This window comes from Desertivirga xinjiangensis (assembly GCF_024436435.1).
In the GTDB taxonomy this organism is placed as follows: Bacteria; Bacteroidota; Bacteroidia; order Sphingobacteriales; family Sphingobacteriaceae; genus Desertivirga; species Desertivirga xinjiangensis.
In genome coordinates this window covers 305,742-318,259 of the sequence record NZ_JAFMZP010000001.1, presented here as the reverse complement: position 1 = coordinate 318,259, position 12,518 = coordinate 305,742, and the positions used below count along the sequence as shown (strand labels likewise).

Sequence of the window (12,518 nt, the reverse complement as noted above, 5' to 3'; positions counted from 1 at the left end):
TCATGAAAGCCTCTTATATAGATTATAACGACACGCTGAGTTTTTCACCTGCTGTAATAAGTTACCTTGCGCATGATCCCCGGCTTAAACCCTTTGTTTACGACTTTCCAGGTTTAGATAAGTTCGAAAAGCTGATCCAGGATAAAAAAGTCCTGGCTGACAGGGACAATTTAGTCAGTGTATTAGAAAAACAATATTCGCGGCTGAAGTGTCCGGTATCTGATAAAGTCGCCCGCAGTATTGATCTGCTCCGTTCTGAAAACACCTATACCATAACAACCGGGCATCAGCTCAATCTCTTCACGGGCCCTCTTTACTTCATATATAAGATAGTTACCGCTGTTAATCTGGCAAATGAGCTTAAGGACGCGTATCCCGACAGGAACTTTGTGCCAGTTTATTGGATGGCCACAGAAGATCATGATTTTGCGGAGATCAATCACACCAGCGTGCATGGTAAAAAAATAGCATGGGAAAGAGCCGCGTCAGGTGCAACAGGGAGGCTGGACACTCAAACAGTTGTGGAAGCTGTCAGAGTTTATCAAAATGCGCTGGGAATCTCCGAAAACTCAAAGGTTTTATGCGAGGCCATCGAGACTGCGTATTTAGAACATGACAGACTTGCGGATGCAACGCGCTACCTTGTAAATTTTCTCTTTAAAGATTTCGGATTAGTAATAATCGATGCGGATGATATTCAGCTGAAACAGCAATTTGCTCCGGTCATTGAAAAAGACATCATTGAGCAGCTAAGCTTTAAAGCAATAAATGAAAGCAGTGAGGAGCTGAAGAAAGCCGGCTTCAATACTCAGGTAAATTCAAGGGAGATCAATTTCTTTTATATGAAAGATGATCTGCGCGAACGCATCACTTTTGAAAATGGCCTTTATTACGTATTAAATACTAATATTAAATTTAACACTGAAGAACTTAAAACTGAGATCAGGAGTTTTCCTGATAGATTCAGCCCGAATGTCGTTATGCGACCGGTTTACCAGGAAATTATCCTGCCAAACCTTGCTTATATCGGAGGGGGGGCAGAACTGGTTTACAGGCTGCAACTGAAAAAGAGCTTTTCCTGTCACCAGGTCGACTTCCCTATCCTGGTTCTCCGAAATTCTGCCTTGCTTACACAGCACGGTTTCAGCAGTAAGCTTTGCCATCTCCATATCGACACCAAAGATCTGTTCAAACCGGTTGAACGTATAAAAAGCGACTGGGTGCTGGCTCATTCAGACCACGTCCTGCATTTGTCGGACGAGTGGAACGAACTGAACAGTATCTTTGAAAAGATCAAACTCAGAACCTATAAAATTGACCCTACCCTTGCTCCTAGCTCTGAAGCCATCAAAGCCCGCCTAAAAAAAGCGATGGGTAACCTGGAAAAAAAACTTCTTAAAGCCGATAAGCGGAATCATCAAACAGTTTTAGAACAAATTGATAATCTGAAAAACAAGCATTTCCCTGGTGGAGGTTTACAGGAACGGTCCGAAAACTTTGGAAAATACTACGTAACGCACGGGCCTGGCCTTATTCAATCCCTTGTTGACAACTTCAAACCATTAGAGGCAAAATTCACAATCTTAGAACCATAATATGAATTTCCCGATATTTCCTGAAAAAGCTATCAGAAGCTTTACAGAATCTGTCTTTATAAAAATGGGCTGCAGCGAAGAGCACGCTGTGTTAGCAGCCGATGTGCTTCTAGCCTCAGATCTTAGAGGCATTGATTCTCATGGAGTGGCACGCTTAAGCGGATATGTACGTTTGTGGGAAAAGCAAAGGATAAATACCAGCCCCAACATCAGGGTTGTTCATGAAACGGCCACAACAGCTACAGTGGACGGCGACCGGGGACTTGGCCTGGTAGTAGCTCCTTTTGCCATGAAACTGGCTATTGAAAAAGCCCGGCAATATGGTTCTGGATGGGTATCAGTACGGAATTCAAATCATTTCGGAATAGCCGGTTACCATGCCACCGAGGCTGTGAAATATGATATGATCGGTTTTGCCATGACCAATGCCAGCCCATTGGTGGCACCCACTTTCACCACGGAGAGACTGTTGGGTACTAACCCCATGTGTTACGCTTTCCCTGCCGGAAAACACGCCCCGGTGGTAGTGGATATGGCTACTGCTGCTGCTGCAAACGGCAAGCTGGAGATAGCTCAAAGAGCAGGAAAAGCTATACCCGAAGGATGGGTGCAGACTAAGACCGGTGAAAGTACCAGTGATGCTCATGCACTGAAGACCGGTGGCTCATTGCTTACTTTAGGAAGCGACAGGGAACATGGAAGTCATAAAGGTTTTGGATTAAGCGCCACCGTCGACATTCTTTCGGCTGTTCTTTCAGGAGCAAATTACGGACCCTGGGTACCTCCTTTTGTTGCGTTTCTGGATCCCCTGCCTGACCTTCCGGGAGAGGGTATCGGGCATTTTGTGGGAGCGATGCGTGTTGATGGTTTCCGCCCGGTGGATGAATTTAAGAGTCACCTCGACAACTGGATAGAGCGGTTTAAATCAGCTAAGCCTATCGATCCTGAGCAACCTGTTGTTATTCCTGGAGAGCCTGAATTTGAAGCTGAAAAAGAAAGGAAGTTAAACGGGATCCCGTTGGATGAATCTGTGGTAAAAGATCTTAAGGAGCTAGCTCGGAGGTTTGGTATTGAAGGTTTATAAGCAAGTTTGGCACACGCGGCACGTGTGCTTAGAAACCAGAGTAAGATATTAGACAATAAAAGCCTGCTGGAAGCAGGCTTTTATTGTCTAATATCTTACCAGAACTTGGCTGTACGATTGAACCGTTTCAGAACCAGGGCTGATAAGGGAGGCAGATCAAGCAATGCCGATTGTGAGCGACCGTGCCAGTGAAGTCTTTCAGCAGTTATTTCTTCTTTAAGCTTGAAGCCGCTGCCATAGAACTGCTCATCATCAGAATTAAATATGATATCCCAGTCGCCATGATGTGGCAGACCAACTCTGTAATCATATCTCGGAACAGGCGTTAAATTTAACACCACCACCAGCTTACTGTCTTCCGCATTTCCTTTGCGACAATAAGCCAGCACTGAGTTTTCAGCATCCCCTACTTCGATCCATTCAAAGCCATCCCATTCAAAATTCTTCTCGTAAAGGCCTGTTTCCGTTTTGTAAAGTGCATTTAATCCTTTTACAAGGTTATTCAATCCCTTATGTGGCGCAAAGTCCAGGAGATGCCAGTCAAGAGACTGCTCTGCATTCCATTCTGCGGTCTGTCCGAACTCGCAGCCCATGAAAAGCAACTTAGAACCTGGATGTGTAAACATATAGGTATACAAGAGACGAAGATTGGCGAATTTCTGCCATTCATCTCCCGGCATCTTATAGATAAGCGATTTTTTACCATGTACTACTTCATCGTGAGACAGTGGCAGCATGAAGTTCTCTGTAAAGGCGTAAACAGTGCTAAAAGTGATCTGTCCATGATGGTGCTTGCGATTGATCGGATCCTGCTCGAAGTAACTCAGGGTATCGTTCATCCAGCCCATCATCCACTTCATCCCAAAACCCAGACCACCGCTAAATACAGGCCGGCTTACTCCGGGGAAGGCAGTGGACTCCTCAGCGATGGTTTGAACATCCGGAAAATGGCTGTAAACCGCAATATTAAGCTCCTTTAAAAAGCTGATTGCTTCAAGATTTTCACGTCCTCCATACTGATTTGGCACCCATTGTCCTTCTTTTCTGGAGTAATCCCGGTATAACATAGACGCCACAGCATCTACTCTCAATCCGTCTACGTGGAAACGCTCCAGCCAGAAAATAGCATTGCTTATAAGAAATGAACGTATTTCATTACGCCCGTAATTGAATATATACGATTTCCAATCAGGGTGAAAGCCCTCCTTTTCATCTGCATGTTCGTACAAATGCGTGCCATCAAACCGGAACAAACCATGCTGGTCGCCCGGGAAATGCGAAGGCACCCAGTCGAAAATTACGCCAATTCCATTTAAATGAAACTGCTCTATAAGATACATCAGGTCCTGAGGCGTGCCATAAATGGAAGAAGCCGCGAAGTATCCGGTGATCTGGTAGCCCCAGGAAGGATAAAAAGGGTGTTCCATAAGCGGCATAAACTCTACATGCGTAAAGCCCATTTCTTTTACATATGGAACAATTTTATCCGCCATGAGACGATAGCTCAGATACTTCTCAGGATCATCCGGACTTCGCATCCAGGATCCAAAATGCACCTCATAAACAGAATAAGGCTTATTTAAGCTATTATGTTCGTAACGGTGGTGCATCCAGTCGTTATCAACCCATTCATACCAGGTATCCCATATTATTGAAGCCGTTCTGGGAGGTTCCTCCCAGCGTAAAGCATAAGGATCAGATTTCTCGAGCTGCTCTCCGGTGTTTGAATGAATGGCAAACTTATACACCTCACCGTTTCCGACGTCCGGAATAAAACCTTCCCAGATCCCTGAGCTGTCCCAGCGGGCAAACAGGTGATGTGATGTTTTATTCCATCCGTTGAAATTTCCGATAACAGAAACCTGCATTGCATTTGGAGCCCAGACAGCAAAGTAGGTTCCCCGCCGGCCTTCAACCTGCATTACGTGAGATCCAAGCTTTTCATAAAGCTTATAGTGTTTACCCGCTTTGAATAAGTGTATATCGAAGTCGGTGAACCTTGAAAAAGGCCTTACATGGTTTGTTGAAGGAACCGCTGGTATTGCCTCAGGCTTCTTTTTCGATAGTTTACTCATACTGTTTTCCAATCATTATTTGAAGATCTCGATGTTTCTAAAATTCTTATTGGCATGAATAATTACTCTCTTAAGTTCGTCAAACTTAAGGTCCTGATTTTGTTCTTTGCCATCGATATATACTTTAGAAGGAATGAAAGGCAAACCTATTAATTTTAATTCATAAGTTTCGTAACGAGGAGTATACAATCCTTCGGAAAACTGTTTAATGTTGAGCATTGTTGCGTCGCCCTTTACAACAAACTTTTTCTCAGTATAAATATCCTGTTCATATGCGAAAGTATCTCCGTGATCTTCAAAATAGAAGGAGTTAACTTCATAGTCTGAATAATAGATCTGGAACTTGATCTCATCCGGTTCAAACTCACCAACGTATTGCATTAAAGGCCACTCAGGTATCACTGAACCTGCTTTAACAAAGATAGGCATACTGTCCAGAGGAGTTGCAACGGTATGTTCCATTCCACCCTCAAACGGCTCGTGAGTCCAGTAGTCATACCATTTACCTGCCGGCAGGTAAAGCACTTTTGACGTTTGACCCGGTTCCATTACCGGCGAGATCAGGATCTTATCACCAAATGTAAACTCTTCTTCCCTTACAAGGTTGGTCTTAACATCCTGTTCCACCATTACGATTGGCCTCAAAATAGGGAATCCATAGCGGTGCTGCTCCCAGAATGCGGAATAAATGTAAGGCAATAACCGGTAACGTAATTCTATAAATTTCCTGTTTATATCCTCATATTCCTTACCGAAACTCCATGGCTCCCGCTCGCGGGTATCACCGGCAGAGTGAGCCCTCATGAATGGAGTGAATACGCCTAATTGTATCCATCGGGTAAATAATTCACCATCAGGCTCTCCTGTAAAACCACCAATATCGGTACCACAAAATGAAACGCCGGATACCGACAAGCGCTGGCACTGTAAGGATGCCAGTCTTAAATGCTCCCAGGAAGCGAGGTTATCGCCGGTCCAAACCGAAGAATATCGCTGCACTCCGGAATAACCTGCGCGGGTAATAGTGAAAGGTCTTTTGTTCTTTTGCAGCTTCTTTAAACCATCATATGTAGCGCGCACCATTTGCATTCCGTACACGTTATGGGCTTTCCGGTGTGATCCGCGATGCCCGTCGTACTGATGCCTCACATCGTTAGGAAAGGTGCCTGAACCAAAAACTGCCGGCTCATTCATATCATTCCAAACTCCGGCTACACCAACTTCTACCAGTTCCTTAAAGAGACCTCCCCACCATTGTCTTACCTCCGGGTTAGTATAGTCAGGGAACTGACATCGTCCTGGCCATACGTGTCCTTCCATAAAATAATCATCACTGCGGCGGCAGAAATATTTATTTTCCTTGCCTTCGCGGAACACCCAGTAATTGTCGTCCACTTTAATCCCCGGATCAATGATGACAACGGTTTTAAAACCATCGTTTAACAATTCCTTGATCATTCGTTTAGGATCCGGAAAATACTTTTTGTTCCAGGTGAAACATCTGTAACCATCCATATAGTCGATGTCCAGGTATAAGGCATCGCAAGGGATCTTTCTCTCACGGAAGTTTTTAGCAAGGCTCTTCAATTTGCTCTCAGGATAGTAGCTCCAGCGGCACTGATGATAGCCAAGAGCCCACTGAGGAGGCAAAGGATGTGTTCCGGTTAAGGTATGGTAACGTTTCACCACGTCCATCATATGCGGGCCGTGGATGTAATAATATTGAATTTCACCACCATCAGCCCAGAAGCTAGTTTTGTCATGCTCCTGATGCCCGAAATCGAAATGTGTTTTATAGGTATTATCCAGGAACACGCCATAACTCACCCCTTCTTTAATCCCAATATAAAAAGGAATGGATCTGTAAAGAGGATCCTGGTCTTTAGCAAAAGAATAAGTATCTGTATTCCAGTTTTGAAAACGCTTGCCCCGCAGGTTAAAACCTGTAGGTTTATCTCCCAGGCCATAAAAGTTTTCTTCAGGACTACATTTCTTTGTACAGTATACATAGTATCCGCCAAAATCAGCATTTTCCTCCCAATGCATGGTAGTATAATCTTCATTGGTAACGAGTCCCTGATTATCCTGAAAAGAAATAAGAAAATCTTTTTTGCTAATTAAACAGGTTACTGTATTAGTTTTCACCCAATATTTATCCTCGTCCTCGTCGAAGGAGAACACAGTAACCCGCTGTTCCGGTTTATTTACGGCGTAAGAAAACTCTTCCAGGAAGGTTCCATGAGGGGCAAGCCTCACCCTTATAATCTCATCACTTACTACTCTTACTTCAACTCTAGCTTCGCCATCAGAAAAATAAAAGTTGTTGTTGTTCTGAACATATTCTTTGACAGACTTGAGATAACGTTTCTCAATAGGCATTAAGCCTATTATAGGATTGTTCACATGCTGAACACCCTCCTCTAACTGCTCAATACTGATTTCAGGCAAAGATTCCTTGTTGTTTTCTTTTTCTACCATTTAATTAAAAATAATAATGCTGTTAGCAGCATCAAATACCAACCAGACAATAATAGCGGGGTGTGCCAACCTAAACTATTCTAAGAACAAAATGTTTACACTGCCACCCGATTTTCCCTGCACATATCAATAATGCAGCCATTAAATATAGAGATTCTAGTCAAACTTTTCTAAGGCGACGAAAATTAGTTTGAAAATTTTTCAACAATTCATCTTATCGCCTGCAATACTTTCATAAAAACACAAATACAATTGCCGGAATTATATTTTTAATGTGTATTTGTAAATATTCTAAACTACTTGATTCAAATTCATCCGTATCTTTGACTTGTGAATATTCCTTTGTCTGATAAAATGTTGTTCAGTTTATCTGAGGCTGATTTTAACACAAAAGCGATACAAGTGTTTAACTATCAGATCAGTTCGAACGACATATATGCTCAATTTTCAAAGAGCTTAGGAGTTGAACCCGCCGAAGTAAGCTCATATACCCAAATACCTTTCCTGCCCATTGAGTTTTTCAAGAACCACAAAGTTGTATGCGGAGCCATTGCTGGCAACGAAACGCTGTTTACCAGCTCAGGCACCACCGGTACCGTCCAGAGCCGGCATATCGTTAAAAATGTCAGCTTATATGAGGAAAGCTTCCGAAGGGGATTTAATTTTTTCTATGGAGATGTAAAGAAATACACTATTCTCGCTCTCCTACCCTCTTACCTGGAGCGCGAAGGATCTTCTTTGATCTATATGGTTGATGCCTTAATCCGTGAAAGCGAAAGTCCTTTGAGCGGCTATTTTTTGTATAACCACAAAGAGCTGTATGAAACCTTGAACCGCCTGAAAGCTGAGCAAAAAAAAGTGATCCTAATTGGTGTCACTTATGCCCTTTTGGATTTTTTAGAGCAATATACTATAGATTTCCCTGAACTGATTGTTATGGAAACCGGCGGCATGAAAGGCAAACGTAAAGAAATGATCAGGGAAGACCTTCATAAACAGCTTAGCAGGGGATTCGGTGTACCTGCTATTCATTCGGAATACGGCATGACGGAGCTCCTTTCACAAGCATATTCAAAGGGCGAGGGGCTGTTTGAATGCCCTCCCTGGATGAAAATATTAATCAGGGACATAAACGATCCTCTTTCTCTTCTTGAGACAGGTAGAACAGGCGGCCTTAACATCATCGATCTGGCAAATATGGAATCCTGTTCTTTCATCGCAACGCAGGATCTGGGACGTATTCACACCAACGGGAGCTTTGAAGTTGCAGGAAGATTCGACAATAGCGACATCCGCGGATGCAACTTACTGGTACAGTGACCATTTCAACCAAAGAAGCGGAAACAGTCACTGTCTCAGCAAACTAACTGGCAATCAAAAGGAAATAGTTCTTCTTTCCTTTTTGCGCAATCAGGTATTTACCGTTGATAAGCAAATCTGCACTAACCACCTGGGTCACATCTGTTAACTTTTGCCGGTTAAGCGAAACTCCTCCCCCTTGAATCATCTTCCTCGCCTCTCCTTTTGACGGGAAAACAGCAGCTTTTTCTGCGAGTAAATCAGTTACAATAATCCCGCTCTCCAATTCCGTTTTAGAAATATTGAATTGCTGAACACCTTCAAAAACCTCAAGAACGCCCTCGTCATCCAATTGATGTAAGAAATCCACAGAACCGGTCCCGAACAAAAATTCGGATGTTTTAAGTGCCGTGTGCAATGCTTCTTCAGAATGGGTACGAATGGTGATCTCTTCAGCAAGCGCCTTTTGTAATATCCGCAGATGCGCAGCCCCATCATGTTCTTTTTCCAGGGCTTCGATCTCTTCTTTTGATTTTAATGAAAAGATCCGGATCCAGTTCTTTGCATCATCATCTGCAGCATTTAGCCAAAACTGATAGAATTTATATGGGGAAGTTTTTTTCGCATCAAGCCATACCGCGCCGCTTTCGGTTTTTCCGAACTTCGTACCATCCGACTTCTTAATCAACTGTGTAGTCAAAGCGAATGCAGATCCAGATCCTATCCGTCGGATCAGTTCTGTCCCGGTTACAATATTTCCCCACTGATCAGATCCACCCATCTGGATCAGGCAGTTTTTATTTTTCCATAACCAGTAAAAATCATACCCCTGCACCAGCTGGTAACTGAACTCGGTAAAAGACATACCCGTTTCTCCTTCAAGACGCTTCCTGACAGAGTCTTTTGCCATCATATAGTTCACAGTAAGATGTTTACCAACATCTCGTATAAAATCGAGAAAGCTAAAGTTTTTGAACCAATCGTAGTTATTCACCATCTCTGCACTGTTCGGTGCATCACTTTCGAAATCAAGGAACTTCGATAGCTGGCTTTTCAAAGACGCAACGTTCGTGTTCTGTGTCTCTTCCGATAAGAGATTCCGTTCTGCCGATTTTCCAGAGGGATCTCCTACCATTCCTGTTGCTCCCCCAACCAATGCTACCGGTTTATGACCCGCTTTTTGGAAATGGATCAATGTCATTATCTGGGTAAGATGCCCTACATGCAGCGAATCAGCTGTTGGATCGAAACCAATATATCCTGATACTATGCCCTTATTCAGTTCTTCCTCTGTTCCCGGCATTATATCGTGCAGCATGCCCCGCCAACGCAATTCTTCTACAAAATTCATATTATGTACATTATTAAGATGCGCAAAGATAGGGGAATTGACAAATTATCCGAATGGCCCCGCTTCTCAATTCCTGCGCAAATAATTCCGGGCCGGATACAATGGTCCATCACACCTTGCAGTAAATAAAACCCGGAACGAACAGAATTGAGCCCCTATTAGCATTCAACCGCAATGACAATTAACTCAAATAAAAATTTAAAAAACCTAGCATTTGATACGAATGTTAGCTAAGTATGCCAAACATCAAAATCCTTGAAAGACAGACCCTAGCAAACAAGCGATCACGACTCGAACAGATTAGGTTTGAGAAAACAGACTCAGGAGTTACCAAAATCCAGGAACGTGAGTTATTCCACCGGCCCCAGGCAGCATCCATTTTATTGTATGATCCAGACAGAAAAACGGTGATCCTGACCCGGCAATTCCGTCTTCCGGTTTATCTTGACAAAAAAGAAGCACTGCTGGAGGCTTGTGCAGGACTTCTGGATGAAGGTGAATTTCCTGAACATGCAATAATCCGTGAAGTGGAAGAAGAAACAGGATTCCGTATCTCGGAAATAGAAAAAATTGCCGAGGGATATTCTTCTCCGTCTTCTTTTACTGAATATGTACACTTTTTTGTAGGCAAATACTCTCCTGATATGAAAGTTAATGAAGGAGGAGGGCTCGAAGAAGAAGGCGAAGATATCGAGGTTTTAGAATTTCCGGCTGCAGCGATCAGAGAAGAACTCATCAGGGGCCATATTAAGGATATTAAAACCTTAGTACTTCTGCAATACGCTTTGCTGCATAACTTAATATAATCCGCAGATTTTTCGTATATTGTTACTGCTCTGCCATTACAGGCGGTTAATATTATCGTATGAACTTTTTATCGCATTTTTATTTTGACAGGCATACTACAGACCCCGACAGGGTTATCGGAGTAGTATTACCGGATCTGGTTAAAAATGCAAAGAAAGAATGGAGTTTCCGGCCAGAAAAACAGGAGTCTGCAATACTCCAGAACACCAGCTTGAAATCAATCTTCACGGGTTGGAAACGCCATATAGAGGTCGATAAACATTTCCATTCTTCCGATTTCTTCTGCCAGCACACCCAACGCATTAAAAACCTTATTGCTCCAATATTAGTAAGCTCGCCGGTGAGGCCCTCCTTCGTTGCTCATATTTCTTTGGAGCTGATGCTTGATGCGCTACTTCTTACAAATTCAAAGATTGAGGCCGAACCTTTCTATGCCCGTATCGCCGAAGCAAGCAGACCCGCATTAAGTAATTTCCTTGAACTCAACAAGGTCGACGATACCAGTCTCTTTTTTAATTTCCTGGACGAATTTATTGAAGCTTCATACCTCAACAGCTACCGCGAAGCCGAAAATATCATGTATGCCTTGTCCAGGATCTGTATGAGATTATGGGATGACCCATTTAACGAGACCCAGAAGCTGCAGATGACTGCCGTTTTAATTGATTATCAACACGATTTACAAAGCGATTTTATGCTTATATTTGAGGAGATTGATAGTATTGTGAACTGATGCGAAAGCACTTTAGATTTTTCCTCCTGGGCTTCTTATTTTCTCCGGCTGCTGTTTTTGCCCAGCAGAAATACAGTAATGAGTTTTTGAATATAGGCGTAGGATCCCGTGCTTTCGGAATGTCCCAGTCTGTAGTCTCCTCTGTTGACGATGTTACCTCAGGTTACTGGAACCCGGCGGGCCTGACACGTCTTGAAGGACCGGTTCAGGCGAGTTTAATGCATTCGAAATATTTTGCCGGACTAGCCCGGTATGACTATGGAGGAATAGCTGCTTCGGTTGCCGACAATACAGCAGTCATGGCGTTTTCGGTAGTACGTTTTGGAGTTGACGACATCCCCGATACATCCGAACTGATCGACCTGGACGGAAATATAAATTACGACAGGGTGAAATCTTTTTCAGCAGCTGATTACGCCTTCATATTATCCTATGCACGTAATTCGAAGAGAAGAAATCAGTCAGACAAGGAATCTCCCACCGGCCTCAGTTATGGCGCCAATGTTAAAGTGATCCACAGAAAAGTTGGTGAATATGGTAAATCCTTTGGTTTCGGTCTCGATTTCGGAGTACAATATTTGTTTAAGCACTGGTCTTTTGGAGCTATGGGCCGTGATATTACCACCACATACAACTCCTGGACCTATAATGCAAATAAGCTAAGTTCTGTTTACACTGCCACTGGTAACGAAATACCGAAAAATTCAACAGAACTGACTTATCCAAGGGTAGTCCTTGGTGCTGCTTATTCCAACAGACTAAATCAGAACTTTGGATTTACCGGCGAAGCCAATTTAAATCTGACCACCGACGGACAAAGGAATGTACTGATCTCTGCTGACCCGGTAAGTGTTGATCCTACCATAGGCGTTGAAGCGGATTTCAAAAAAACAGCCTTCCTTCGCGCCGGCTTAGGAAACATCCAGAAAGCTACCGACTTTGAGGGAAAACAAGCATATACCTACCAGCCAAATATGGGAGTTGGCATCCGGATCAAGAACTTCTGTGTAGACTATGCACTAACAGATATCGGTAACTCCTCTGATGCACTTTACAGCAATGTATTCTCTGTAAGATTGATATTCACCAAGTAATA

General features: G+C 43.2%; 9 protein-coding genes. 6 read left to right on the top strand and 3 right to left on the bottom strand.

Annotated elements, in window-relative coordinates; translation table 11 throughout:
• Window positions 1–2 precede the first annotated feature (2 nt).
• Window positions 3–1,595, top strand: a complete 1,593-nt coding sequence (bshC, locus tag J3P37_RS01390) for a bacillithiol biosynthesis cysteine-adding enzyme BshC (RefSeq protein WP_256009196.1) — start codon at window positions 3–5, stop codon at window positions 1,593–1,595.
• A 1-nt stretch (window position 1,596) separates the two neighbouring features.
• A complete protein-coding gene (locus J3P37_RS01385) occupies window positions 1,597–2,679 on the top strand; it encodes an Ldh family oxidoreductase (RefSeq protein ID WP_256009195.1) in 1,083 nt (360 codons plus the stop codon).
• 95 nt (window positions 2,680–2,774) lie between these two features.
• On the opposite strand, the gene glgB is transcribed toward J3P37_RS01385, so the two are convergent.
• Both glgB and J3P37_RS01375 read right to left on the bottom strand, forming a co-directional pair.
• Window positions 2,775–4,754, bottom strand: coding sequence for a 1,4-alpha-glucan branching protein GlgB (gene glgB / locus J3P37_RS01380; RefSeq protein WP_256009194.1), 1,980 nt, complete (start codon window positions 4,752–4,754; stop codon window positions 2,775–2,777).
• Window positions 4,755–4,769: 15 nt separating this feature from the next.
• Window positions 4,770–7,232, bottom strand: a complete 2,463-nt coding sequence (locus J3P37_RS01375) for a glycoside hydrolase family 31 protein (RefSeq protein ID WP_256009193.1) — start codon at window positions 7,230–7,232, stop codon at window positions 4,770–4,772.
• A 354-nt stretch (window positions 7,233–7,586) separates the two neighbouring features.
• On the opposite strand from J3P37_RS01375, the gene J3P37_RS01370 reads away from it, so the two are divergent.
• Entirely contained in the window at window positions 7,587–8,552 is a 966-nt protein-coding gene (locus tag J3P37_RS01370; protein WP_256009882.1) for a LuxE/PaaK family acyltransferase, read from the top strand.
• A gap of 43 nt (window positions 8,553–8,595) precedes the next feature.
• On the opposite strand, the gene tyrS is transcribed toward J3P37_RS01370, so the two are convergent.
• Window positions 8,596–9,882: a tyrosine--tRNA ligase gene (gene tyrS, locus J3P37_RS01365; RefSeq protein ID WP_256009192.1), complete on the bottom strand. Its 1,287-nt coding sequence runs from the start codon at window positions 9,880–9,882 to the stop codon at window positions 8,596–8,598.
• A 236-nt stretch (window positions 9,883–10,118) separates the two neighbouring features.
• Here tyrS and J3P37_RS01360 point away from each other — a divergent pair, with 236 nt between their 5' ends.
• The 3 genes from J3P37_RS01360 to J3P37_RS01350 are packed head-to-tail and all read left to right on the top strand — an operon-like array spanning window position 10,119 to window position 12,516.
• Window positions 10,119–10,688 carry an NUDIX domain-containing protein gene (locus J3P37_RS01360; RefSeq protein WP_256009191.1) on the top strand — a complete coding sequence of 190 codons (570 nt, stop codon included), beginning with the start codon at window positions 10,119–10,121 and terminating at the stop codon, window positions 10,686–10,688.
• 59 nt (window positions 10,689–10,747) lie between these two features.
• On the top strand, window positions 10,748–11,422 hold the full coding sequence (locus J3P37_RS01355) for an ACP phosphodiesterase (RefSeq protein ID WP_256009190.1): 675 nt from the start codon (window positions 10,748–10,750) through the stop codon (window positions 11,420–11,422).
• Window positions 11,422–12,516 (top strand): putative type IX sorting system protein PorV2, encoded by a 1,095-nt coding sequence (locus J3P37_RS01350; protein ID WP_256009189.1) that lies wholly within the window; start codon window positions 11,422–11,424, stop codon window positions 12,514–12,516. Before J3P37_RS01355 ends, J3P37_RS01350 begins: the two co-directional genes overlap by 1 nt.
• Window positions 12,517–12,518 lie beyond the last annotated feature (2 nt).

Coding starts and splice junctions, on each gene's coding strand:
- J3P37_RS01375 (WP_256009193.1), bottom strand. CDS start 7,232: ATGGTAGAAAAAGAAAACAACAAGGAATCTTTGCCTGAAATCAGTATT.
- J3P37_RS01370 (WP_256009882.1), top strand. CDS start 7,587: ATGTTGTTCAGTTTATCTGAGGCTGATTTTAACACAAAAGCGATACAA.
- bshC (WP_256009196.1), top strand. CDS start 3: ATGAAAGCCTCTTATATAGATTATAACGACACGCTGAGTTTTTCACCT.
- J3P37_RS01355 (WP_256009190.1), top strand. CDS start 10,748: ATGAACTTTTTATCGCATTTTTATTTTGACAGGCATACTACAGACCCC.
- glgB (WP_256009194.1), bottom strand. CDS start 4,754: ATGAGTAAACTATCGAAAAAGAAGCCTGAGGCAATACCAGCGGTTCCT.
- tyrS (WP_256009192.1), bottom strand. CDS start 9,882: ATGAATTTTGTAGAAGAATTGCGTTGGCGGGGCATGCTGCACGATATA.
- J3P37_RS01360 (WP_256009191.1), top strand. CDS start 10,119: ATGCCAAACATCAAAATCCTTGAAAGACAGACCCTAGCAAACAAGCGA.
- J3P37_RS01350 (WP_256009189.1), top strand. CDS start 11,422: ATGCGAAAGCACTTTAGATTTTTCCTCCTGGGCTTCTTATTTTCTCCG.
- J3P37_RS01385 (WP_256009195.1), top strand. CDS start 1,597: ATGAATTTCCCGATATTTCCTGAAAAAGCTATCAGAAGCTTTACAGAA.